Below are 24,795 nucleotides of genomic sequence, written 5' to 3' on the forward strand. Positions count from 1 at the left end.
CATCTTCCGTTCATTTTTGAATGCTATAGTCGATCTCACTAAGACCAATGGAAGGTGGATTAAAGCAGATGAAGAAGTGGACGATAGGGCTCGGCATTTTAATTATTTTAGCCGCGGCTGGAGCAGGTGCCTATTATTTTTATTTTGCTAAGGATAAGGAAGCAGCAGGTGTAATGCCTACGTCTCTGACGGTGCAGGCGACAAAAGGGTCAATCGTAAAACAAATTAGCGGGACAGGCTCGGTAGCAGCTAATTCGAGGGAATCAGTGACTGCTGGCAAGAGCGGCACCATAGCTACTGTGAATGTCAAAAAAGGAGATAAGATTAAAGCGGGACAAATTCTTGTTACCTTTGAGTCTGCGGACGACAATGATGACAAAATTAAATCGATCAATAAAAGCATCACAAAACTACAAGAAACGATTACTGAATACCAACAAAGCTATAAGGAAGCAACGGGCACTGAAAATGAAGAGGCCACGAAGGCATCGCTTCAAAAGAATATTGAGAATGCAAACGATGAGATCGCAGACTACCAAGATCAACTGCAAGATATCTATGAAGCACAAGAAAAAGAGGAAAAAGTAGTGACAGCCTCCATAGATGGCGAAGTTACCGAAATGTCTATTGAGGTAGGCGATGAGGTGAATGCCAATACGGCAATAGCTACAATTGTAGATTATACGAAGCTGGAATTTGTTACATCTGTGGATGAGCTTGATATATCTGCTTTAAAGGTTAATCAATCGGCAGATTTGTCCTTAAGCGCGCTGACTGACAAGAAGATCAATGCAACCGTATCGGATATTGCGATGGAGGGTACTTCCAATAACGGTTCATCTTCATTTGAAGTGAATTTATTGCTAAAGAACATTGAAGGCGTGAAGGCGGGGATGTCTGGTGAGGCAGCCATTACAATTGCGTCTAAGGAAAACATCATTCTTGTACCAGTAAATGCTGTCGTCGAAATGGGCACACGGTCTTTCGTTCGTATTCCGTCCGAAAATGGCGGAGCGGGTGCATCGGCAGGCGCTGGACAGGCTGGGCAGCAGCAAGAAGGGGCAGCTGCTCCTGGTGGAGCTGTAGACGGGAAACAAGGAACGGCGACCGGACAAGGCACTACAACAAGCGGAGTACAGAAAGCCCCGACGGGGGGAACAGGAACAGGGGCAGCGAGGCAAGGTGCTCAGGGTGCGCAAGGCAATGGTGCAAGAGCAGGCACGGGTCAATCCATTGCAGCAGATGGAGCGGCTTCAGCAGGACAATCGGGAGCAGGTCGTGCAGCCGCTGGCGGCGGATTTGCAGCTGGCGGTCGTGGCGGCCGCATGCCGGATGCGCTTGGCGGCCAGCTGGTTGAGGTGACCACAGGACTCAGCAATGAAAATTTTGTGGAAATTGTTTCCGGGCTAAAAGAAGGGGACAGTGTGCTTGTTCCGATTGCCCAAGGAACGGCTGGCATGGGCAGCAGCTCTGCGGAGACGACAATGCGGCAGGGCGGCTTTGCTGGCGACGTAATGGTCTTCCCAGGAGGCATGGGCGGAGGAATGCGGACAGGAACAGGTGGTCCACGATGAGCTCAACGCTGAATGGTCCATTAATAGAAATGAACAAGATCACAAAGTTTTATACGATGGCGCGTGAAAAAATGACAGTGCTCCATGAGGTCTCTCTCACGGTTGCACGAGGTGATTTTCTAGCCATCGTGGGTCCATCCGGCTCTGGAAAATCGACGCTTATGAATATTATTGGCTGTCTTGATTTGCCGAGCGAAGGAAGCTACAGGCTTGAGGGGCTTGAGGTGACTGGACAAAGCGATAATAAACTGACGGAAATACGAAATAAAAAAATTGGATTTATTTTTCAAGGGTATCATTTGCTTCCGAAGCTCACAGCACTTGAGAACTGCGAGCTTCCGCTTATTTATCGGGGGCTGCCGGGCAAGGAGAGGCGTATGCGCGCGATGGAAGCGCTGAATAGAGTAGGGCTCGGTGATCGAATGAACCATCGCCAAAACGAGCTGTCGGGCGGGCAGCAGCAGCGTGTTGGCATTGCGCGCGCTCTGGCGACTAATCCGCCTATACTGCTTGCCGATGAACCAACAGGCGCGCTTGATTCTAAGACAGGCATGGAAGTGCTCAATATGATGGATGAGCTCCATCGCGCGGGCCAGACTATCGTTTTGATTACACATGATATGGAAGTAGCCAAACGAGCAAGCCGTACGGTCATTATACGGGATGGGGTGTTGACGGAGCGGGAGCAAGAGAGGAGGGACAGCGATGAAGCTTACGCAAGGTCTCAGGATGGCAGTCAAGAGCGTCTTATCCAACAAGCTTAGAACAATATTATCGATGCTCGGTATATTGATCGGTGTTGCAACAGTTATTGCGCTTGTAGCTATGGGGAAGGCTTCCTCCAATGAAGTGGCTAAGCAGGTATCTTCCCTTGGCAGCCCAAACTCGCTCTCCGTTAATATTCTTGGACGTGGAACAGTTACGACGCTGTCAGTCGATGAAGCGAATGAGCTTGGAGATGTCATGAATATTGCGGGTGTTGCGCCTGTGACGAGCACAACAGGATATGCGAAATACGGCAAGACGCAGGTATCCGTTACCGTAGAAGGAATAACCGCCGCTTATGAGGAAGTGAAAAGCTTTCCCGTACAGGATGGCAGGTATATCGCCTCTCCAGATATAACAAACAACACAAAGGTTGCGCTTATTGGGGTGGAGACCGCGAAGGATTTATTTGAGGACGAGAGAGTGGACCCTGCGGCGGCAGTAGGGAAAAAGATAACGATAAACGGTTATAATTTCACGATTGTTGGATTGCTGGAATCGCAAGGAAGCTCACTCAGCGGCTCAAATGACGAGAAAATATTAATTCCGATAACGACAGCTCAGAAAATATTCCAAACAAGCGGCGTTTCTACTATTAACTTAATTGTCTCGGATATAGATCGTATGGCTGCGACGGTTACTGCCGTCGAAGCTGTTCTCTATGAGAAATTCCGTGGCAATGAGAATGCCTACAGGGTGTTTAATCAAGAGGAAGCGATGAAGACATTAAATTCCGTTAATGAAACGATGAACAGGCAGCTCATTTATGTAGCGATCATTTCTCTTATTGTAGGTGGAATCGGCATCATGAATATTATGCTAGTGTCTGTAACAGAGCGAACGCGAGAGATTGGCATTCGTAAATCATTGGGAGCAAAAAAGCGGGATGTTATGTTTCAATTTCTAGTAGAGGCGGTGTGCATCAGCGGTTTGGGAGGCGCACTAGGAATTGGACTTGGATATATCGCCTCTTTTACTATTGGAATGATTATGAAAACGGAAACGGAAGTACCTTTAGATACTGTATGGTTAGCTTTTGTTTTTTCTGCCCTCGTAGGCGTTATATTTGGCTATTTGCCTGCAAATAAAGCGGCCGGTCTGCGGCCGGTTGACGCGCTTCGGCATGATTAGACTTTAAGGTTCTACCCTATTATTTGTGCTCATAGAATGAACCATCAGGACCCGTATTAAGAGAGAGGAGGCGGCAGCGGCAGCTTCCTGCTTCCTTTTTCCGGCCAAGATGGAAGGAGAGCTCATGAGGCGAAGAAGAGGGACGTTTTCAATAGTTTCGATGATCGATCGTATGCGGACAAGCAGACCGATGGCCTTGTTTGCAATCGGAGCGATGCTTGGCGCATCTGTCATTCTAGTAAGGCTTTCAGTTGAAGAGCTTCATGATGCGAAGGCTGCTAGGTCTTTAAAAGACAACGCATCTATTAAAGCGGGTAATCAAACGATGCCGAAAACGGGCATATTGGATGATGCGGATGCGCTCATTCCAGCTTCTGAAAATGATCTTTTAAAACGGCCAACGGCTGGTGATGGGAAGAATGGAGAAACGCTTGATGCGATTGATCGTCTCGTTATTCGCGTTTATTTGACGAAGGAAAAGCGGATAGAGCGAGTTCCGCTTGAAGCGTATGTTCGCGGTGTAGTAGCTGCGGAAATGCCAATCGGCTTCGAGCTTGAGGCGTTAAAGGCGCAAGCCATTGCAGCACGTACGTATATGATTCGTAGAATTTTTCTTGGCAATGACAGCGGAGTTCCGGTAAAAGGAGCGGATGTGACGGACACAACCGATCATCAAGTGTATATTTCAGTTGCAGAGCTCGCAGCCAAATGGCCAAAGAATGAGCAGAAAAACAATATGAGCAAGCTTAATGAAGCAATCCTTCAGACGAAGGGCAAGGTTATCACTTATAAAGGCGAACCGATAGATGCCGCTTTCTTCTCTACCAGCAATGGATTCACCGAAAACTCGGAGGACTATTGGACGCAAGAAATTCCATATTTGCGCAGCGTGGCAAGCCCCTGGGACAAAGAGCTGTCGCCGAAATATAAAGAAACGGTCAAGCTGTCGCTTAACGAGTTTTACAGTAAGCTAGGAGTAGCAAAGAAGAACTCTGCCAAACCTTCCATTCGTGTAATAGAGAAGACGGAAGGAAATCGAATCAGCAAGATAATTATCGGAGACAAAACGTTCACAGGCCGAGAAGTGAGAGAGCTGCTAGGACTTGCTTCCTCTCAATTTATTTGGAATATAAAAGATAAATCGATATCCATAACGACTTTTGGTTATGGGCATGGCGTCGGCATGAGCCAGTGGGGAGCCAATGGAATGGCGCAATCAGGGGCAAAAGCCGAAGCTATTCTGGCTCATTATTATTCTAGCGTTCAAGTGGAACAAGCTTCGAAGCTATCGGAAGAGCTGAGAGCTCGCTCGTAATTTGAACTCTTTCAATATTTCGTATTCACCTCACGTATAAACCTAGCAGATCTGGTAACAATGGCTAGTGAGGTGATAGAAAATGAATGATCAAAATCAAAGTAAACCGAAGCAAAGACCAGAAGAAACTCCCAAAACTGTTCTGGGAGGAACGTCTGCCGCCAAATCTAGCAGTGGATGGAAGAACCTTTTTGCAAAGCGATGGGTATCTCCAGCAATCTTCATGGCCGCGGCAGCAATTATCGTAACCTTAATGTGGATCTATCAGGGGGCGGATACAAAACCGACAGCGACAACAGGAAAAACCGAGCCTTCTGAAGTTACACAAGGGGAAGCGTCAGGAACGCAAGGCAAGGATGAAGAAGTGCAAGAAGTTATTGCTGCCAACGAATCGATCCATTGGCCGCTAGCTGACAAAACCGTGCTTAAAGAAGTGCTTCCATTCTACGATGCAAAAGCAAGTGACGCAGAACGCGAAGCTGCATTGATCCAAACGGGTGACAAGTTCTCTCCTCATATGGGTATCGACTTTGTTGACCCAAATGGAAAAACATTTGATGTGCTTGCAGCATTATCAGGCAAGGTTACTTATGTGGAGCAGCATCCAACTAACGGCAACTCCGTCGAAATCACACATGAGGGCGGTCTAGTGACTGTTTACCAAAGCTTAGCGGATGTAACAGTTAAAGAAGGCGATGATGTTACGCAAGGTACAGTAATCGCAAAAGCCGGTCGCAATGATTTGGAACGCGATTTGGGCATCCACCTTCATTATGAAACAAGAAGCAATGGCAAGGCGATAAACCCAAGCTCGTTAGTCCAAGAGTAATACAAGTTAAACCATAACGTCAGCTTAGTATAAAAATAGGACTTTAGTCGTACAGGCAGGGAGCAATTCCCTGCCTGTTTTATGTTTTTATGAAAATTTATTCACATTCCTGCCTGTCAAGCTTGGCCACAACGAATATATACGGTGCCTACTCATATAATGTACCAAACTATCTCGAGTAGGGAGGCGGGAACGTGCACGATTACATTAAGGAGCGAACCATTAAAATAGGCCGCTGCATCGTGGAAACGAAGCATACGGTGCGGACGATCGCCAAGGAGTTTGGCGTGTCTAAAAGCACTGTGCACAAGGATTTAACTGAGCGGCTTCCTGAAATAAACCCCGATTTGGCCGATCAGGTAAAGCACATTCTCGAGTACCACAAATCGATTAGGCATCTGAGGGGAGGAGAAGCGACCAAAATTAAATATAAAAAAACGAGTACAAAAAAGCGTGAAGTACTCGCAGCAGGGAAGCGTTGAAGTTTTTTCACGAATTATAGAGGAATTTTGTCTTTTTTGGCGAATAATAAACGTTAGCGGTTTCTGTGTCAAGGGAACCAAATGTACGTTTTGTAATTATTATTCGTTGGGGGACTTAAGCCTTATGTTGAGCAAGGATATTGGGATTGATCTTGGTACTGCTAATGTATCTATACATGTAAAGGGAAGAGGCGTTGTACTCGATGAGCCTTCTGTAGTTGCCATTGAGAGTGATTCAAAACGCGTGCTGGCAGTTGGCGAGGAAGCGCATCGCATGGTAGGCAGAACGCCGGGCAATATTATTGCGATTCGTCCGCTGCGTGATGGTGTTATTGCGGATTTTGAAATTACGGAAATTATGCTTAAAGCATTTATTGATCGCGTGGAGGGACGGAAATGGTTTAGCCGTCCCCGTATTCTTATCTGTGCTCCAACCAACATTACTTCTGTAGAGCAGAAGGCTATTCGCGAAGCTGCAGAACGCAGCGGAGCAAAAGAAGTATTTCTTGAGGATGAACCAAAAGCCGCTGCGATAGGGGCTGGAATGGATATCTTCCAGCCTAGCGGCAATATGGTCGTTGACATTGGCGGGGGCACGACAGATGTAGCCGTTCTTTCTATGGGCGACGTTGTCACTGCCTCCTCCATTAAAGTCGCAGGGGACAAGTTTGACGATGCGATTATGAAGTTTATCAAGAACAAATACAAGCTTCTAATCGGTGAAAGAACAAGCGAGGATATTAAAATTAAAATTGGTACTGTGCTAGAGGGCGGAAAACAGGAAGAGATCGATATTCGCGGTCGCGACATGGTTTCAGGCCTTCCTCTCACATTAACGATTCGTTCAGGAGAAGTTCGCGAGGCGCTATGGGATTCCGTAATGTCCATCGTATCGGCTGCTAAGGCTGTGCTGGAACGCACGCCGCCTGAGCTGTCAGCGGACATTATTGACCGTGGTGTTATTTTGACAGGTGGAGGCGCTTTGCTTGGCGGACTAGATTCGCTACTAGCAGAAGAGCTTAAAGTGCCTGTGCTTATTGCGGAAGATCCGATGCACTGCGTCGTTAAGGGAACCGGAATCCTTCTAGATAACTTGGACAAGCTCGGGAAGAAGTAAAGACCGTATGCGGCCTATATAATAGATGATTTGCGCGGGTAGGGAGCCTTAGGGGGGCGTAGCCGAGGCGTAAATGAGCCATAGGTCGCATGGACAAGCTATTCAGGCAGCCTTGCTTTCAACCGATAACATATATAGCTAGGATCGATTGGAAGCACTAAGGGGGTAACAACGGATGTTAAGAGGATTGTACACCGCGGCGTCAGGCATGATTTCTCAGCAGCGCAGACATGATACGGTGACGAACAATATTTCGAATATTAATACGCCTGGTTACAAGCAGACAAACGCTGTCACACGTTCTTTTCCAGAGATGATGCTGTCATTGACAGGCGCTGGTCCGGAGAATTTCACCAAGATCGGTAAACTGACTAACGGTGTATTTGCGGAAGAAAGCTTGTCTATTCATTTGCAGGGCGATCTGACACAGACAAATAACTCGTCTGACTTTGCTTTGATCTCCAACATTGAAGTAGACGGGTTGTCCTTTGACGCCTCCGGTAAAAATATAAGCCCGGACGGTGAAATTACTTTTCAGCCTCAAGCCTTTTTTACACTGCAGGATCAAAATGGCGAGGTTCGGTATACGCGGGGCGGTAAGTTTACGCTGACCGAGGATGGCTTTCTTATGGGAAGTGACGGATCGAGCGTGCTTGGAACGAATGGTCAGCCGATTCGGATGCCTGCCGGTGTAGGTCTAGACAGACTCGTACTGACTGATAATCAACGCTTCGTTGATGCCAATGGGCAAGATATCGGCGTTCAATTGCTAATTAGCCGTGTTGATAATCCGAATATGCTTGTGCGCGAAGGAAACGGAAGCTTCCGATTCTCGGGTGAGGGCGGCGAAGCTGTCGCTATCGCTCCGAATGAACGCGTGGAAGTGAGACAAGGCTACATAGAGCGTTCTAATGTTGATACTGCGCAAGCAGCTATTGACCTTATGTCGGCGCTGCGTGCTTATGAAGCTAACCAGAAGGTTATCCAATTTTATGATCAAAGCTTAAGCAAAGCCGTCAACGAAGTCGGTCGCGTGTAACAACAGGTTGAAGCAGCGGAGGTGCACGAAACATGAACAGTTCAATGATTAACGCTATGGTATCCATGAATGGTCTTCAACAAAAGCTGGATCTTCTAGCCGATAACATAGCTAATGTGAATACGGTTGGTTACAAAAAGAAGGAAGCTACCTTTGAGGATCTTCTTACGAACTTAAGAACTCAGCCGGAAGCTTTCAATCAGCCTGGCCGAAAAACGCCGATGGATTTCACACAAGGCTGGGGCTCAAGAATGACAATGGTTCAGCCTAATTTGTCCCAAGGTCCAATGCAGGGAACCGATAAGGACACGGATATTGCGATCGAGGGAAATGCATTGTTCGAGGTGGAAGTGGACAACGCTGGCAACCGTGCTTATACACGCAATGGAGCGTTTCAGTTGACGGTCGGCGCAAACGGTGATACGATTTTGGCAACGGAAGACGGATATCCAGTCGTAGCTAATGTGAGAAATGCTGTGACAGGAAACGTGGTTGAGGGCAATATCGTAGTACCACAAGGGTACAGTTTGCGGGTTAATCCAGATGGAACGGTGCTAGGAGTATCTTCCGAACGCACAATTCCGCTTGGCAGCATTAAGCTGCTCCAAGCTTCGCGTCCTGCGGCACTAACTGCTGTTTCTGATAACCTGTTTGTCGTTGCAAACGGAATTAATGCTGGTGATGTCGTGCAGCAGACCGTGCCGAACTCGGAAAATAACATTGTGCTGCGTCAAGGTTACTTGGAGCAGTCAAATGTCGAGCTGACGGACGAGATCACCGAGCTTATTAATGTGCAGCGCGCTTATCAATTGGCAGCTAGAGCGTTATCGTCAAGTGATACGATGATGAGTCTTACCAACGGGCTGCGCGCATAAGGATAGGATGATGTGAATGAGTATGGCCGATGAGCGAATGGACCACGAAGCAAGCGGATCCGGGAGTAAAGCGGAAGAGAAAAGCTCAGGGAGGCAGAAGCGCGCCAGTCGCGTGAAGGCTGAAGAGAAGAGCTCCAATAAGAAGCAACGGCCCAAAGGGGTAAGCATGCTGCTGTGGCTTTTGCGCAAAAGCATCGTACCGCTCATAATGATCATTATGCTTGTGGCAGGCTTGTACATTGGTTACGCTGTAATAGGCAAGCAGCCTGAGGATGAGGTTTTTAGCTGGGCAACATGGCAGCATCTCTATGACTTAGTGTTTGCTGAATCGTAATCAATTAAATAGAAAAAGGGATGTCCGCTTTGCAGTGTTTGCTGCGCAGCGGGCATCCTTTTTTTGATATTATTCATTATTTGTGCAAGTGAAAAACTCGTCGTGTAACGAGGCAACGAGCTTCTCACTTGCTGCATTTTTGAACTATTTTACACTTACTCTAATCGTCACGCTTTTACCTGCATAGGTTGCTTTAATGGAAGCGGAACCCTTGCTAACAGCGACGATCTTGCCATTTACGACTGTTGCGACACTAGCTTTGGAGGATGTCCAAACGGCGTCGTCCGTAACGTCAGCCGGGTTGCCAGTCGTAAAGTTTGCCTGAAGCTTAGCCAAATAGACTCCTCCAGGGCTGAGCTGAACCGATTTGCTGGATAGAACAAGTGATTTCAGTTTAGGTGAAACCACGATAGGAACGATGACCGTTTTGCCTTGGTATGAACCCGTAATCTTAGTTGTTCCTACGGCAATTCCTTTAACCGAGGTACTGCTAACGGTTGCGATATTAGGATTGCCAGACTCCCAGTTCATTTTTGAACCTAGTGAAACCTGCTTGCCGCTCTTGTAATAACCTGTAACCTTAACGGATTTGGATTTGCCAGGGTAAAGATCTAGAGAGATCGGGTCAACAACAAGCTTGACGATTTCTTCCTCTATTCTTACACGTACCGTTACGCTCTTAGTCAGGTAAGTAGCAGTGAGCGTGATGCTTGTCACATCTAAGCCCTTCATCGTCGTTTCTTTCAATACGATATCATCTGATGAAGCCTTCCATTTCACTCTGCTCGAAATATTCTCTTCTTCTCCGTCTTCATTAATAACGTTTACGGAAGGGAGAGGCGTTTCTTTTCCTAAAATAATGCTAAGATCCTTAACGTCGGCAATCAGCTTTAACGGCTTCATGTGAACGACTAATTTTACATCCGCTTTATAGTTTTGAAGGGATGCGGTAAGAACGGACTCTCCAAGAGCTTTGGCTGTCCATTGACCATTTTTAATCGTTGCAATCTTCTCATCTGCGGATGACCATTTTACGATTTTGGATACATCTACCTTCGAGCCATCAAATGTTGTTGCCATGACTCTAGGAAGATCCTCGCTAATATCGGTATAACCATCGATAGTTTCCGTTTCAATACTAAGTTCAGTTATGCTCGGATACACTGTAATCTCGATGCTGCGGCTTACACCTTTGTAGCTGGCTGTAATTCTAGCTGTACCGACGGATTTAGGTTTTATCAATCCTTTAGAAACCGTAGCAACCACGACGTTCGAAGACGTCCATTCGGCTTCATCAGTAACATCGTCAGAATCATTTTTATTATTCAGGACATCTGCTCGTACCTGTAAATCCTTGTCCTGAAGCTGCAGATGGTATTCCTTCTCTGGTGAGAGCTTGATCGACTGGTAAGGTGTACGTATGACCACATCGATCGTTGTACTAACCCCTTTGTAGGATACTGTGATCGTCGTTTTTCCGGCACCTACTGCAGATACTACGCCTAGTTTAACTGTGGCTACTTTTTCATTAGCACTAACCCATTTTGCATCTTTTGTTACATCCAGGATCGAACCGATCTTTGGATCGACGGATGCCGTTAATACTTTATCATCACTGCCAATGTCGATTTCGACCAGTTTGCCAGAAGTACCTGAATCGATCGTAATCGACTTGTAAGGTGAGGTTACATTTAATGTAATCGCATCGGATTTGCCCTTATACTTTGCCGTAATTGTAACGGCTCCAACACCTAGCAGCTTAATAACACCTTCATCTACGGTTGCGATCGCAGCATTCGATGTTGTCCAAACAGCTTCACCTGTCACAGGTAGCGGATCTTTGTTTCCTTTCAAGCCGTTAAGCGTGAAGGCCAGATTTTGACCAATCTCGATATCCAGCGTTGTTGGAGCGGTTACTCCGTTCTGCATCAAGCTTACGGAATCATAGATATAGTCTGATGAAGCCTTGATAGAAATGGTGAAGCCTTTATAAGTAGCGCTTATCGTTGCGGTTCCCTTGCCTACACCCGTTAAGACGCCTTTTTCCACTTTGACAAGAGCGGTATTCGATGATTTCCATGTCGCATCGGCAGTAACTTCTTTTCTAATGCCTGTACCTGTTGCATAAACGGCTAGATTAACCTTATCATCTTCAACAAATGTTTCCAGTGATGATGTGCTGCTGTTGTAATCCGATGGGTCATAGGTGAAATCAATGCCGGTGATCGTATCTTCAGCGGCGTTGACAATGCCGGTCATGGAAGTCATAACCATTACGATTGCAAGCGTAGCTGCGAGCCACCTGCGAGTTACTTTCAACGACTTATACAAGCGTAAACTAAAATTCACTACATCCCTGTCCTTTCTTGTTTAAAGTAATTGGTATTCTATTTATAACGGTAAGAAGATGGTGAAAATGAATAACGATCACAAAATGTATACATAAAAAAATTGCAAATAGTCAGTTAGAACTAACTTCTGCAATTTGTTCCGCTTATTAGGAACAGCGGATAGTTTTATTTTTACGGAAGGTAGTTGTATAATAGTTGGGAACCATGGTGGACCGTCAGTTATAGGTAGAGGAGCGTGAATAGTTGAATCTGCCGAATCTATTAACATCATTGCGTTTTTTATTAATCCCTGTCTACATCGTGATTTTTGCGGAAGGACATATGATTCCTGCCTTTTTGATTATGGTTGCTGCCGGTATTACCGATGTTCTTGATGGTTATATCGCACGCAGAACCGGTCAGATCACGACGGCTGGAATGATGCTTGATCCGCTTGCGGACAAGATGATGCTGATCACTGTTATTGTATCGCTGCTCGTATCCGGCCATATTTCCTGGGCTGCGGCTGCAGCGATGTTTGTGCGCGATTTGGGCATGATAGCGGGGGGATTCTATTTTCACTTTCAAGGGAAAAAGACGGTGCCTGCCAACTGGATGGGAAAGCTGACAACTGTGCTCTTTTATGCAGCGATAATGCTCATTTTCTTTGAAGCGCCGAATGCTCATGTCTATTTGTGGGGCGTTATTGGCTTTTCATTCATTACTTCAATGATGTATATCGTCATGTTTAAAGCGCTGAATAAACACATAACAGAAACACCTACTGGACATTCGTGATCATCAAGTCACTACATATGAACAAAGAGGCTTGGCGGAGGACACTTCGGGTCCAAGCAGCCAAGCCTCTTATCTTAACCTTCATAAACTGCAGTTTATGAGGGATATGTATAGTGTCGTACAGAATGACACTTTTTATACTTCCTAACTTAACTTTTGAGAGGGGTTTTTTTTCATGTTGGATATTAACCAAATTCAAGAAATCATTCCGCACCGCCCGCCGTTTCTGCTAATCGACCGTATTTTGGAGGTTGAGCCAGGCGTACGTGCAGTCGGTCTTAAAAATGTTACGATGAATGAACCTTACTTTGTTGGTCATTTTCCGGGTTATCCGGTTATGCCAGGCGTGCTTATAGTAGAAGCGCTTGCGCAAGTAGGTACTGTAGCGATGCTGATGATTGAAGCCAATCGTGGAAAGCTTGGTTTTTTTGCAGGCATCGACGGCTTCCGCTTTCGTGGTCAAGTTAAGCCTGGCGATACGTTGACGCTTGAGGTCCAGATTACAAGACTGAAGGGCTCTATTGGAAAAGGACAAGGAACAGCACGGGTTGGCGATCAAATCGTTGCCGAAGGCGAGCTTATGTTTGCTTTATCTAATCCTTCATAAATTAAAATTCATGAATGAAAGAGGCTGCTAAATATGACGAACGAAACGAATGCTAATGTTATTGCTAAATATGAAGCGTGGCTTAATGATCCGTTGATTGATGCAGGAACAAAGGACGAGCTTCGCAGTATTGAAGGACAAGAAAAAGAAATTATGGATCGTTTTTATCGCGACCTTGAATTTGGAACGGGCGGCTTGCGCGGCGTAATGGGTGCAGGAACGAATCGTTTGAATACTTATACGGTTGGTAAAGCAACACAGGGACTAGCAAATTGGCTGCTTGCTGGCAAATCGGCGGATGGAGCGGCTCCTTCTGTTGTTATCGCTCACGATTCCCGCAATAATTCACCTGAGTTTGCACTCGATGCAGCGCTTGTGCTTGCGGGCAACGGTATCACTACTTATTTGTTCACAGCGCTTCGTCCAACACCGCAGCTTTCTTTTGCGGTACGTGCGCTGAATGCAGCAAGTGGAATTGTCATTACGGCAAGCCACAATCCGCCTGAATATAATGGTTACAAAGCATATGGCGCTGACGGCTGCCAGCTTATTCCTGAGGAAGCTGAACAAGTTATTTCTGCTATCAGTCAAATCGCGGGTTTCGATGAAGTGAAACGGGTTTGCCGCGAAGAAGCGGAAGGAAAAGGATTGCTGCGCTGGCTTGGAGATGACGCCGATCAACAATTTATTGATACGGTTGTTGCTCAGAGCTTGAATGCTAATCTTATTAAAGGTGAAGTTGGAGAAAAAATTAGTGTTGTCTTCACACCTCTACATGGCACTGGCAACATGCCTGTTCGCGAAGTGTTGAAGAAGGTTGGTTTTAAAAATGTACACGTCGTACCGGAGCAAGAGCAGCCGGATGGATATTTTAGCACTGTAAAGTCTCCTAACCCGGAAGAGCGCGAAGCGTTCACGCTTGCGATTAAGCTGGCGCAGCAGGTGAATGCCGATATCATTATCGGTACTGATCCTGACGCAGACCGTATGGGTGCGGTTGTGAAAAACAATGAGGGCGAGTACGTGGTACTCACTGGGAACCAATCGGGTGCGCTAATGGTTCATTATGTGCTAAGCCAGTTGAAGGAACGTGGACAGCTGCCAGACAATGGCGTAGTGATCAAAACGATCGTAACAAGTGAACTAGGCGCAGATATTGCCCGTTCCTATGGTGTAGCGGTTGAGAACACGTTGACCGGCTTCAAATATATTGGTGAAAAAATGACTCGGTATGAGCAAACAGGAGAGCATACCTTCCTATTTGGCTACGAGGAAAGCTACGGATATTTAACAGGAACTTATGCGCGTGATAAAGATGCGATCGTTGCTGCGCTATTAATTGCTGAAGCTGCAGCTTATTATAGCAGTCAAGGAAAAACGCTATATGATGTTCTTTTAGAGTTATACGCTGAGCATGGCTTTTATTTGGAGGGTTTGGAATCACGTACACTAAAGGGACTTGATGGCGTGCAAAAAATAGGCGCTATTATGGATGACTGGCGTCAAAACCCGCCTGCAGAAATCGGCGGCGTCAAAGTGGAGCGCGTGCTTGATTACGGCAAAGGCCAAGATGGCTTGCGTCCGGAAAATGTATTGAAATATTTGCGCGCGGATGGCTCATGGTTCTGCCTTCGTCCATCTGGCACGGAGCCAAAAATCAAAGTTTATTTTGCGGTTAAAAGTGAGTCGAAGGATGCTGCTGTTGAGGCGCTGCAAACATTGCAAGCCTCCGTTATGGAACGGGTAGACTCTACCGAATAGTACAATAATTAACCTGTTTAGAACGGAGGAATTGTGTGTTTTTACGTTGGCAGCAATGGAATCGGCGCGCAAGATTCGCATTATGGATCATTGCAATTATCGGGGTGGCGGCAGCATTGCCGCTCGGTGCCGTTCGGATGGAAATGGAAAAATCGTCGAAGCAAGTAGAATATGTATTTGATTATCGGGATATTATTGAGGTGGCGGAGCGTCAGGCTAGGCCGCAGCAATTTTTAACGGAAAAGCTGGAGATGCTCAAGGAAGCTGGCGTCACTACAATGGCTGTTTATGAGAGCTCTCTGAAGGATCTGCAAATCTCCGGCAGACTTACTTTCTACAGTTCCAGAGATGCTGCACTCCTGCAAAGTAAATTTGAGCCGGTAGGCCAAAACTTTACTTATATTTTGTTCAATGGGCCCAAAGAAGAGGAAATGATTGGTCCTATTGTGCGCGAAGCGCTTGATCGTTCAGAGGCTGTGTATAGCAATTGGTCGTACGGTGGCCGAAATGGCTTAGTTGTTGAGATGCCAATTGCAGAAGCAGTTATGAAAACGATGGATTTTGATCCGATTTCACTTGAAACGATTCATAATGCCGGACTTCAAATATTGCCTCGCTTATCTGACCGTATTAAGCCTTATGATCAGCAGGCAACAGATGCTATGCTTGCGAAATTGAAGGAATACGATGTAGACCGCGTATTGTTCGACGGTGACAAAGTAAAGGGTGCATCCGATCAAGCGATGGATAACAGCCTTTATCAGTTCGGAGAACTGCTCAAAAAATACGATATGGGCGTAGCGACCATAGAAAATTTGAAAAAACCGCAACAAGGCATAAATAAATTAGCTTATATTACAAATTATAATGTAGTCAGATTATATTCATTGTCGGAGAACGACGGTATGACGATGACGCCGGAAGCTATTGCTGATCGTTTTCTTTTAGCGGCAAAGGATCGAAATATCCGGATGTTTTTCTTGAACGGGACAGCTCAGTCCAATACGGATAAAGCAAAGGTGGTTCACTCCTTGGACCGCATTGCTGAGGCAATGAGTGAAGAGGGCGGAATCGTAGATAAGCTCTCGAACGCCGGCTTTACGCCAGGCAAGCCAAAACCGTTTGATCATGAGCAGCCTTCATGGAATAAACCGCTGCGTGCAATCGTTGCTGCGGCAGCAGTAGCACTGATTACTTTGTTAATCGGCGCATTTATTCCAGGCGTGTATATTCCAGTTTATGCGATTGGCTTAGTTGGAAGCGCAGGCTTGTACAAGCTAAACAGCTCGCTTATGGAGCAAGGACTTGCATTAGGTGCTTCAATTGCCGCTCCTACGCTGGCTCTTATATGGGTAATGAATCGGATTTATTCCCGTACCGTTGGCGAGCGTCGTGTTATTGGCGGAACGAATTGGTCAGTAGGAAGAAGCCAGCAAGGGCAGACTCCTCAGCAGCCAGGTGCTGTATATGAGAACGGCAATCGTATGAAATGGATATTCCCTGCCATATCTACGGGAAGACGTTTTGGTCTTGCTCTGAATTGGTTTATTGTGGCGACGCTCATCTCTCTTATGGGAGCGCCGATGATATTCGGATTGTTGAACAATATTACGTACAATCTTGTATTGGAACAATTCCGCGGCGTAAGTGTGCTGCATTTGGCTCCGATTATCCTTGTGGCCATTTATGTGTTTTTCTATAACGGTCAAACATCAATCGGAAAGCTGCGCAAGCTGCTCTCACAACCTATTACCTTAACGTGGATTATAGTAGCTGGAGTTATTGGCATAATCGGCTTCTATTACTTGTCTCGTACAGGTAACGGTGGACAAGCGCCTGCTATTGAGCTGCTTATTCGCGGCTGGCTGGAAAATACATTCGGCGTACGACCGCGCTTTAAAGAGTTCATGCTTGGTCATCCGCCGCTGCTGCTTGGCTTGTTCCTTGCCCTTCGTTATCGTGCGGCATGGCTGCTTGTAATCATTGGTTCGATTGGTCAATTGACGATGGTTGATACGTTTGCACATCTTCATACACCACTTTACATTTCTATGATTCGTGTAGCGCTCGGCTTGGGTACAGGTATAATAATCGGATGTATCTTGATTTTGGCATGGCAGATCGTGGAAGGAGCAATTCGTAAATGGGCACCAGCCATCATCCGCAAGTTCGTCGAATAGTAATTTCAGGCTATTATGGCTTCTACAACAGCGGTGATGAAGCGGTGCTCAAATCGATATTGCTAGCACTAGAAGAAGAAGGCAAGGCGCAGGGCGTGCAAATTCAGCCGATCGTTTTATCAGGTGATCCAGATTGGACAAGCCGCATGTACGGCGTTGAAGCTGTTCGCCGCATGCACCCAGGAGATCTATGGAAAGCATTGAAAGGCAGCGACGGTCTAATAAGCGGAGGCGGAAGCCTCCTGCAGGACGTTACAGGCGCCAAAACGATTCCTTATTATACTGGCGTCATGAAGCTGGCCCAATTGCTGGGTAAGCCAACATTCGCTTATTCGCAAGGGATTGGTCCTGTGATTCGGCGCTGGATGGACCCTATGATTCGCGGAGTGATGAAGCAAAGCGCATATGTATCCGTTAGGGATGAGGAATCCGCCGCTTTGCTTGGACGAATCGGCGTGCCTAGTGATCGGATCGATGTTGTTCCTGATCCGGTCATGGGCTTGCCGCTCCCTGCAGGTTCATCAGCGGCTGGACAAGCTTCCGACCCTACTGCTGCGCCGCTGGTCGGTGTATCGCTGCGCCCCTGGCGCAGTGACGGCGCCGATCTCGAACGCGCCGCCGATGCGCTAGTCGCGCTGTCGAAGCGCATGCCTGTCCGGCTGCGCTTCCTGCCGTTCCACACACCCTCCGACACTGTAGCGTCGGAGCAGGTGCTGGAACGGCTGCGCGGCAGGCTCGGCGATGGTTCCACCGCCGAGTTGGCCGCGCCCGGCGACGACCCCCAGCAAATGCTGCTTGAGGTCAGCCGGTGCGACGCTTTGCTTGGCATGCGCCTCCATGCGCTTATTTATGCCGCAGGCCAAAGAGTTCCCATGCTTGGCCTCTCGTACGACCCGAAGATCGACCAATTTCTGGGTCGACTTGGCATCAAAGCCATCGGCACGACGGAGCAGCTCGATGCCGAAAAATTCGCAGAAGCAGCGGGTTTGCTGCTGTCTGACAAAGAGGGCTGGCAGGCAAAGCACAAGCCAGCAATCGATCTTTTAAAACAACAATCGCAAAGACCGGCGCAACAAATTGTACATTTGCTGCGTCATACATTATCGAGGTGAGTTCCTCTTGTCGAAACAACTACCAACTGTGCCGTTATACGGCATACCATTCTCCAAAGTGGGCATGGATGACACAGTCAATTACTTAATAGAAGCGATCGAAGAAAGACGCGTAACCCATGTGATTACCGCTAATCCGATCATGATTATGTCTGCCGTCGAGGACCCCAAGTATAGTGCGATGATGCGGCGCGCAGATCTTATTGTGCCTGATGGTGCAGGAGTTGTATGGGCGGCCAAATACGTAGGACAGCCTGTTGCAGAACGTGTGACGGGGTTTGATCTCCTTCACCGCTTGCTGCATGAGGGTGAAAAGCGTAGATGGAAGGCTTACCTGCTTGGCACCTCACAGGAGATTATTGAAGCGGCGGCAGAGAAGCTGCAGCTGCAATATCCTCAAGTGAAAATTGTAGGCTATCGGAACGGATTTTTTGGCCCTGATCAGGATGAGGAAGTCATCGAAGAAATCCGTGCGGCTGCTCCTGATTTATTGTTTGTGGCACGAGGTGCGGATACGCAGGAGCCGTGGATTGTGAAATACAAGCAAAAGCTGGGCGTACCATTGATTATGGGCGTTGGCGGAAGCTTCGACGTTGTTTCGGGTAAACTAAAGCGGGCTCCGAATATTTTCCAAAAACTTCGGCTTGAATGGTTTTATCGCTTGCTGCAAGAGCCTAAACGCTACAAAAGAATGCTTGTTTTGCCGAAATTCGTAGTGAAAGTGGTTCGCGACAAAGAAAACGTTACAAAACCTCGACCTACACCGTGAAATTCTCGTTAAAACCATGAAAATTGGTTGAAAACGGGGTTGGAGTTTCCTTTCCAATCGGAGTATAATTCACTTCGGTAGAAAGAAAAGGGGAGTTGCACACATGCCGGTAGGCTTGCTGTATTCAATTGGGTTCATAATCGCTCTTGTTCTAGCCATTGCGATGACGCCGCTTGTTAAGAAGTTTGCTTTCAAAGTAGGCGCAATAGACAAACCAAATCACCGCAAGGTACACACGCGCATTATGCCGCGTCTTGGCGGTCTAGCTATTTATATTGCATTCGTTGGCGCATTCTTTATTTTATCGCCATTTATACCAGACGGCTTGCTCCGTCCGCAAGATTCCAATATGATCAACGCGCTGCTAGTCGGCGGTACGATGATTATTATTTTAGGTGCATTCGATGACCGCTTCGAGCTTTCAGCTAAAGTGAAGCTGCTCGGTCAAATCGCGGCGGCATGCGTAGTCGTTTTCGTCTTCGACGTTAAGATCAACTTGCTGAACATTCCGTTCGGCGAAACGATGCAGCCAATTGCCGGATGGATCAGCATTCCACTTACGATTCTCTGGATCGTCGGTGTAACGAATGCCATTAATCTGATCGATGGCTTGGACGGGCTTGCTGCCGGCGTGTCAGGCATCGCGATTGCAACGATTGTTGTGATGGCATCACTGATGGGCTTCCAACCAGTTATCTTACTGAGTACATTGCTGCTGGGCGGAATTGTCGGCTTTCTCGTTTTCAACTTTCATCCCGCAAAAATATTTATGGGCGACTCGGGCTCGCTGTTTCTCGGCTTCAGTCTAGCAACGCTTTCGATGCTTGGCTTCAAGCAGGTAACGATGGTATCGTTTGTAACACCGCTGCTCATTATCGGCGTTCCGCTTTCGGATACCTTCTTCGCAATCGTTCGCCGCTGGGTAAACAAGAAACCGATATTTGCACCAGACAAAGGGCATTTGCACCATCGTCTGCGCGACCTTGGCTTCAGCCACCGTCGTACCGTACTTATCATTTGGGGAGTAGCTGCTATATTCGGCGGACTCGCAATCGTGCAATCAGCTGTCGTGCAGTCGAGCGCAGCGAACTGGATTACTTTTGCCGTCATATGTATGCTAATGTTTTTCTTGCAGATTGGGGCAGAAATAACCGGTATCGTGGACAAAACACGCAGGCCGCTTATTAATTTCCTAGCTCGAATGAGACTTCGACTCAAGCTGGATGCTGAATCCCGTTCCAAATAAATAAGAGCTCTGAATCCTTTAACGGAATCAGGGCTCTTTTTTTGATGGAAATCGACCAAATAGCTAAAAAATTGGGAGCCAAAAGCCGATAACAACTGTACAGAACTTTTCTGCGGTCAGATCTCCTAACTGCAATTGCATCAAAGCTGACTAAAGAGGAAAAGGGAGGAAGATTTATTCAAAGGTAAGCCGCATAGTCGTCAGGCCATTTATCATTCAAATACCCATGCTCGCCATATACATAAAGGAGGAACATTGTTTTGAAAAGATTACTATCATTAGCGCTAACGCTGGCACTGTTGATTACATTGTTGCCGCCGTTCGGAGCTTCACAAACGGTAACAGCTGCAACAGGAAGCTTCAGCTTTCCGACGGAAAAGGAACTATCTACGGAAGCAAGAGTCACAACCGATCCGCGTTTTACATTGAATGGATCAATCACTGGTGTAGATCCTACTTCGGTTTCTTACAGTATTGTTCAAGTTATTAATAACAAGGGCACTGCTGACCCTACAGATGACGATCTTGGCTCTAAACGTGAGAACATAACGAGCAATATTTATATTAGCGGATTTAATATTCAGGTATATAACGTAGAATTATTTCCTGGCTTGAACCGCATTACGTTCAGAGGTATTCAAGGCGGCGGCGAAGTGACAAGCTCGATCTATATTGAGTATCACAACGGGCCTGTATTTTACGATTTAGTTGCCCAATTAGACGGTAACAAATTTGCAATTGAAGAAGTTGGAACAACGGTTGTACATTCAACGACTTCCGCTGGCAGACAATCCGCTGATATCAGTATTACTGGTTTCGCTCCAAATGCGCAGCAAGTAACGGTGGATGTGAACGGGAGCAGCAAAACCTATTCGGTTAACAGCTCCAACAATTATCAGTTTGCCGCTTCTCCGATTACGGTGAACAAAGGAAAAAACTTGGTTACTATTAAAGTAAAAAACGCGAATCAGACAGTTGAGACAACACGCGAGATCGCCTTTTATAACGGACAAGTGACCTTTTTAGATGTGAATCTTAATGGTAAAAATGGTGCGGTTAATACGGCGGAGCCTTTAGAGTACAATCCAAACCTACTAGTTACGGATTTGAATTCAGCAAGTGTCACAGGAAGAATTATCGTGCCTAACTTCTTAAAGGACGATGACGGTGACGGTAAGCTTGATCCTCATCCAGATCCAACGAAGAGCATACCTATCGAATATACGATTACGCAAAATGGAGACAGTTCTTTTAAATTGACACAACCAGCAGGTGCTACTGCTACACCAGCACCATTAGGTACTTATACGGGTCAGGAAGCATTCTTTATTTATAATTTCACTCGACCAATCGGTACGGATCATACGGGTAAGCTGGATTATAATAAGGTCTATAATATTCAATTAACAGCAAAAAACGCAAAAACAGAATCGCTTGGCCAAAATGGCAGTGAAGGTACTGGGCTAATGAGTTTCTCGCTTCGCAATGGAGCGGCTCAGTTCATCGACAATATTAATTATTTAAATGGTTATAAAACAGGGACAGGTGAATCACTCACAGGTACTCCGCTTGAAGGAGCTAATATCTATAGTGTTCCTTTCGCGATGGAAGTGTTGGTTGGTAATGCTGATGTATCGAAGACGGCTAATCTAGTTTCAGTTACAGGGATCAAAAATGTTTCCAATGCAGCTGCACCGAGCAGCTACGATTTCGATGACGTAAGCAACATCAAAAATGTATCGAGTGATTTGATCAATAAATTTGTAAACATTAATGGAAAAGTATATAAGCGTGAAATTCTTGTATTTCACAAACTCCCGTTTGAAGGTACTCAAACGGTAACGCTTAAAGTTGGCGGCGTGACGAAAGATGTTAAGTTTACAATGCTCTTCGGACCTTATGTAAGCTATACAAGTGTATTTGACAACATGACTGTATATGATGACACGAACAAGCTGCAATCTGAACGAATCACAGCGGCTATTTCAGGCGCTTTGAGTGACTTTAAAGGTATTATGAATAATATTAATAATACTTCTGAGGTTCGTTACACTTTTCAAGCAAATGAAGCTCAAACAGTATTTTTCTATGTGAATAACACGCCGATTCAACTGCAGCAGCAAGCGGGCAAACCTGTAACTAATTTTGAAATTGTTCCAGGCCAAAGGACAAATGCATTCAATGCATTGTTTAGTGGCGAGAATGAGATAAAATTCGTATTCCAAGGAAGTAAAAACTCTTATGAGAAAAAGATCAAATTATATTTGATTCCAACAAACCTGCCGGTTATACCAGTAGAAGGAACAAGTATCTATCCTTACAGCAGCAAATATACGGAACCAGTTCCGAATGATCCAAACTTCGTGAAGCGCGGCGCAATTTTCACGACTAACGAAGCAAACATGAATATTTTTGGTACGTTCGATTTTATCGATTTGATAGCTACTGGCAGCACGAACACGGATATTTTGGCTAATATCCAAGCTAATATTAAATTGATGAAAGATAGTACAGAACTTACAGATCCAGATAAATACATTTTGAAGATTGAGAGCAGCTCACTTAAAACGCCAATTCGTTGGAATTTGAGCAATGAGTTAGTCATTATGAAGGGCGCAACAGTTCTAGGTAAAGTTAATGAAAGTACTACCAATAATATTGCTAACCTAGCTGTACGTTATGATATAGACACCAAGACGTTCTCGTTTGTATTAAACTCGCAGGCTCTAAATCCTGACGGCAGTTCGAGTGTGTATACTTTCACTGCATACAACAATGGAGAGACTGGTCCTAAAGCTTCTTATCGACTTGAAGTGGATCCAACCTCGCTTCCTTATACGATTTTGCGTCCGATTTTGCCAAACAAAGCGATCGTGAACCAAAATTTCATTGAGGTTATTATTGATGCACCAGGTGCAAGCTCTGTTACCATCAACAAGCAAATTGCTGAGAAAATTGATTATGATTCGGATAATAATCCAGCAACTATTGAAGAGCTTTATAAAAACACCTATCGTGTCTATGTAAATAAGCTGAAAGTCGGTAAAAACAAAATTGACTTTATTATTTCAAGTGCAAATGACAAGGTGCAAAGCAGCATTGAGATAACGTATGCTCCAACGAATATTCCGGGTGCTCAATTCATGGAGCCGATGGATAGCAGTCACAAAATCTTTGATGGAGCGCTTTCGTTAAAATTCGAAAAGGGTACAACGTTGATCCGTACAGATTTTAACGTACCTGCAAATTTAAAGAACCAAGTATTTAGTGGTCATAATTTATTGTTTGCAATTGCCAATCCAGAGGATGGGGTTGTTGATCGCCGTGAATTAGAAGCGTGGCCGCCGAATTTTAATATTATTATGGAAAGCTTCGGGACAAGATTCAGATTGTCTTACCCGACAAGGTTTACAAAGGCAAGCCCTGTTTACTGGATTGATGCAGGTTTGGCAGATGATCCTGCTACGGGTGCATACGATCCTTTGAAAATGGGTGTAGACCCTTATCAATTCCCGAACGCTAAGGGCACGGGCGGAACAAAGATTCCTACTTATGATGATCGCCCTGACAATCGCGAGTTGGTAACATCTAAGACGGGAACCTTGACGCTTGGCTTCGATCCGAACATGAAGGACAGCATTGGAACGATTATCACCGTTTATCGTTACGATGTTAAAGCAAAGTATTGGGAAAATATTGGCGGTAAAGTAGATGTGAAGAAAAACACAATTACGGTTCCGTTCAGTAAATTTGGTTATTATGTAGTTGGTAAAATGGTTTATTCCTATACAGATATGACGTCTCATCCGTATGCTAGAAACTTCCTTGAAGCGATTTACGCCAAAGGAATTATGAATGCAGCAGGTTTTGATGATTTTGGTTCCAATATTTATATTTCTCGCGGTGAATTTGCAAGAATGATGGTTAAGGCGCTAGACATTCCGCTAAACTATGAGCTTAGCAAGCCGCATTTTGATGATGTACCGGCTATCGTTAATCCAGATGCATTATGGGATTATAGATATGTAGAGACAGCAGCGAGGGAAGGTATCATACGAGGCACGGGTCCACGTACGTTCCAGCCAAGCGCTGCTCTGACTAGGGAAGAGGCATCTGTTATTATTGCAAGAGCACTGGACATGAAACTAGCAACTGATTCCTCGAAGATCGATAAAGATCTCGAGAAAACATTTAAAGATGCTGGCAACGTCAATTTCTATGCGAAAAGTTCTGTACTTGCTATTGCAAAGAAAAAATATATTCTTGGATCTCCTGTAGATCCAAGCAATCCAAAAGGTGGTTCAGTGTTTGAACCGCGTTCGAATTTGTTGCGCTCTGATGCTGCGATTATCGTAGCTCGAATTTTGGCGGATTTAGGTAAGCTTCCTAAAATCGGTTAAAAATAAAAGTTAGAAAAATCTGGTCGTAGGATTTTTATGCGGCCAGATTTTTTTACGCCATTAAAGCATTTGCCTCGCGAGAGAAACTTTATCCATGGAAAATGTTTAGCATCGACGAGCTCTATGAAAAC

At 45.8% G+C, this 24,795-nt stretch carries 19 protein-coding genes; 18 read left to right on the forward strand and 1 reads right to left on the reverse strand.

The genetic code is table 11. The annotated features are described in order from the left end of the window. The first annotated feature begins 68 nt into the window (after positions 1-68). The 10 genes from AB4Z45_RS15200 (at position 69) to AB4Z45_RS15245 (ending at position 9,461) form a co-directional block, all read left to right on the forward strand. Positions 69-1,574: an efflux RND transporter periplasmic adaptor subunit gene (locus tag AB4Z45_RS15200; protein ID WP_441910194.1), complete on the forward strand. Its 1,506-nt coding sequence runs from the start codon at positions 69-71 to the stop codon at positions 1,572-1,574. Next, the gene (locus AB4Z45_RS15205; RefSeq protein ID WP_441910195.1) at positions 1,571-2,338 is read left to right on the forward strand and encodes an ABC transporter ATP-binding protein; all 768 of its coding nucleotides are present in this window, start codon (positions 1,571-1,573) and stop codon (positions 2,336-2,338) included. The genes AB4Z45_RS15200 and AB4Z45_RS15205 overlap by 4 nt, the downstream gene beginning before the upstream one ends. After that, complete coding sequence (locus AB4Z45_RS15210; RefSeq protein ID WP_441910196.1) at positions 2,280-3,470, forward strand: ABC transporter permease; 1,191 nt, start codon at positions 2,280-2,282, stop codon at positions 3,468-3,470. The genes AB4Z45_RS15205 and AB4Z45_RS15210 overlap by 59 nt, the downstream gene beginning before the upstream one ends. A gap of 124 nt (positions 3,471-3,594) precedes the next feature. Further along, positions 3,595-4,785, forward strand: coding sequence for a stage II sporulation protein D (gene spoIID / locus AB4Z45_RS15215; RefSeq protein ID WP_441910197.1), 1,191 nt, complete (start codon positions 3,595-3,597; stop codon positions 4,783-4,785). 82 nt (positions 4,786-4,867) lie between these two features. Continuing rightward, positions 4,868-5,614, forward strand: a complete 747-nt coding sequence (locus AB4Z45_RS15220; protein WP_441910198.1) for a peptidoglycan DD-metalloendopeptidase family protein — start codon at positions 4,868-4,870, stop codon at positions 5,612-5,614. Between the two features lie 194 nt (positions 5,615-5,808). After that, the gene (gene spoIIID, locus AB4Z45_RS15225) at positions 5,809-6,096 is read left to right on the forward strand and encodes a sporulation transcriptional regulator SpoIIID (RefSeq protein ID WP_441910199.1); all 288 of its coding nucleotides are present in this window, start codon (positions 5,809-5,811) and stop codon (positions 6,094-6,096) included. Positions 6,097-6,220: 124 nt separating this feature from the next. Continuing rightward, a complete protein-coding gene (mreB, locus tag AB4Z45_RS15230) occupies positions 6,221-7,213 on the forward strand; it encodes a rod shape-determining protein MreB (protein ID WP_076266222.1) in 993 nt (330 codons plus the stop codon). Between the two features lie 175 nt (positions 7,214-7,388). Beyond that, positions 7,389-8,252, forward strand: a complete 864-nt coding sequence (locus tag AB4Z45_RS15235) for a flagellar hook-basal body protein (RefSeq protein ID WP_076266221.1) — start codon at positions 7,389-7,391, stop codon at positions 8,250-8,252. A 32-nt stretch (positions 8,253-8,284) separates the two neighbouring features. Continuing rightward, positions 8,285-9,127, forward strand: a complete 843-nt coding sequence (locus tag AB4Z45_RS15240) for a flagellar hook-basal body protein (RefSeq protein WP_076266220.1) — start codon at positions 8,285-8,287, stop codon at positions 9,125-9,127. A 16-nt stretch (positions 9,128-9,143) separates the two neighbouring features. Continuing rightward, on the forward strand, positions 9,144-9,461 hold the full coding sequence (locus tag AB4Z45_RS15245) for a DNA-directed RNA polymerase subunit beta (RefSeq protein WP_083681610.1): 318 nt from the start codon (positions 9,144-9,146) through the stop codon (positions 9,459-9,461). 144 nt (positions 9,462-9,605) lie between these two features. On the opposite strand, the gene AB4Z45_RS15250 is transcribed toward AB4Z45_RS15245, so the two are convergent. Then, positions 9,606-11,810, reverse strand: a complete 2,205-nt coding sequence (locus AB4Z45_RS15250) for an Ig-like domain-containing protein (RefSeq protein WP_441910200.1) — start codon at positions 11,808-11,810, stop codon at positions 9,606-9,608. A gap of 245 nt (positions 11,811-12,055) precedes the next feature. On the opposite strand from AB4Z45_RS15250, the gene AB4Z45_RS15255 reads away from it, so the two are divergent. From AB4Z45_RS15255 to AB4Z45_RS15290, 8 genes are all read left to right on the forward strand, one after another. Continuing rightward, positions 12,056-12,589 (forward strand): CDP-alcohol phosphatidyltransferase family protein, encoded by a 534-nt coding sequence (locus tag AB4Z45_RS15255; protein WP_441910201.1) that lies wholly within the window; start codon positions 12,056-12,058, stop codon positions 12,587-12,589. A 175-nt stretch (positions 12,590-12,764) separates the two neighbouring features. Further along, on the forward strand, positions 12,765-13,196 hold the full coding sequence (gene fabZ / locus AB4Z45_RS15260; RefSeq protein WP_056631018.1) for a 3-hydroxyacyl-ACP dehydratase FabZ: 432 nt from the start codon (positions 12,765-12,767) through the stop codon (positions 13,194-13,196). Between the two features lie 33 nt (positions 13,197-13,229). Then, the gene (locus AB4Z45_RS15265) at positions 13,230-14,957 is read left to right on the forward strand and encodes a phospho-sugar mutase (protein WP_441910202.1); all 1,728 of its coding nucleotides are present in this window, start codon (positions 13,230-13,232) and stop codon (positions 14,955-14,957) included. 35 nt (positions 14,958-14,992) lie between these two features. Then, entirely contained in the window at positions 14,993-17,137 is a 2,145-nt protein-coding gene (locus AB4Z45_RS15270) for a DUF5693 family protein (RefSeq protein ID WP_441910203.1), read from the forward strand. Further along, positions 17,101-18,249 (forward strand): polysaccharide pyruvyl transferase CsaB, encoded by a 1,149-nt coding sequence (csaB, locus tag AB4Z45_RS15275; protein ID WP_441910204.1) that lies wholly within the window; start codon positions 17,101-17,103, stop codon positions 18,247-18,249. The genes AB4Z45_RS15270 and csaB overlap by 37 nt, the downstream gene beginning before the upstream one ends. Before the next feature lie 64 nt (positions 18,250-18,313). Beyond that, the gene (locus tag AB4Z45_RS15280; protein ID WP_339209776.1) at positions 18,314-19,018 is read left to right on the forward strand and encodes a WecB/TagA/CpsF family glycosyltransferase; all 705 of its coding nucleotides are present in this window, start codon (positions 18,314-18,316) and stop codon (positions 19,016-19,018) included. 103 nt (positions 19,019-19,121) lie between these two features. Continuing rightward, on the forward strand, positions 19,122-20,264 hold the full coding sequence (locus tag AB4Z45_RS15285; RefSeq protein ID WP_441910205.1) for a glycosyltransferase family 4 protein: 1,143 nt from the start codon (positions 19,122-19,124) through the stop codon (positions 20,262-20,264). A 260-nt stretch (positions 20,265-20,524) separates the two neighbouring features. Then, a complete protein-coding gene (locus AB4Z45_RS15290) occupies positions 20,525-24,664 on the forward strand; it encodes an S-layer homology domain-containing protein (protein ID WP_441910206.1) in 4,140 nt (1,379 codons plus the stop codon). The last annotated feature ends 131 nt before the right edge of the window (positions 24,665-24,795 follow it).

The organism is Paenibacillus sp. MCAF9 (genome assembly GCF_052114265.1).
Lineage (GTDB): Bacteria > Bacillota > Bacilli > Paenibacillales > Paenibacillaceae > Pristimantibacillus.

Excerpts from the sequence above, each read along its gene's own strand:
- AB4Z45_RS15235 (WP_076266221.1), top strand. The coding sequence starts at position 7,389 with ATGTTAAGAGGATTGTACACCGCGGCGTCAGGCATGATTTCTCAGCAG.
- fabZ (WP_056631018.1), top strand. The coding sequence starts at position 12,765 with ATGTTGGATATTAACCAAATTCAAGAAATCATTCCGCACCGCCCGCCG.
- mreB (WP_076266222.1), top strand. The coding sequence starts at position 6,221 with ATGTTGAGCAAGGATATTGGGATTGATCTTGGTACTGCTAATGTATCT.
- csaB (WP_441910204.1), top strand. The coding sequence starts at position 17,101 with ATGGGCACCAGCCATCATCCGCAAGTTCGTCGAATAGTAATTTCAGGC.
- AB4Z45_RS15245 (WP_083681610.1), top strand. The coding sequence starts at position 9,144 with ATGAGTATGGCCGATGAGCGAATGGACCACGAAGCAAGCGGATCCGGG.
- spoIID (WP_441910197.1), top strand. The coding sequence starts at position 3,595 with ATGAGGCGAAGAAGAGGGACGTTTTCAATAGTTTCGATGATCGATCGT.
- AB4Z45_RS15280 (WP_339209776.1), top strand. The coding sequence starts at position 18,314 with ATGGATGACACAGTCAATTACTTAATAGAAGCGATCGAAGAAAGACGC.
- AB4Z45_RS15200 (WP_441910194.1), top strand. The coding sequence starts at position 69 with ATGAAGAAGTGGACGATAGGGCTCGGCATTTTAATTATTTTAGCCGCG.
- AB4Z45_RS15240 (WP_076266220.1), top strand. The coding sequence starts at position 8,285 with ATGAACAGTTCAATGATTAACGCTATGGTATCCATGAATGGTCTTCAA.
- AB4Z45_RS15285 (WP_441910205.1), top strand. The coding sequence starts at position 19,122 with ATGCCGGTAGGCTTGCTGTATTCAATTGGGTTCATAATCGCTCTTGTT.
- AB4Z45_RS15265 (WP_441910202.1), top strand. The coding sequence starts at position 13,230 with ATGACGAACGAAACGAATGCTAATGTTATTGCTAAATATGAAGCGTGG.
- AB4Z45_RS15205 (WP_441910195.1), top strand. The coding sequence starts at position 1,571 with ATGAGCTCAACGCTGAATGGTCCATTAATAGAAATGAACAAGATCACA.
- AB4Z45_RS15220 (WP_441910198.1), top strand. The coding sequence starts at position 4,868 with ATGAATGATCAAAATCAAAGTAAACCGAAGCAAAGACCAGAAGAAACT.
- AB4Z45_RS15210 (WP_441910196.1), top strand. The coding sequence starts at position 2,280 with ATGAAGCTTACGCAAGGTCTCAGGATGGCAGTCAAGAGCGTCTTATCC.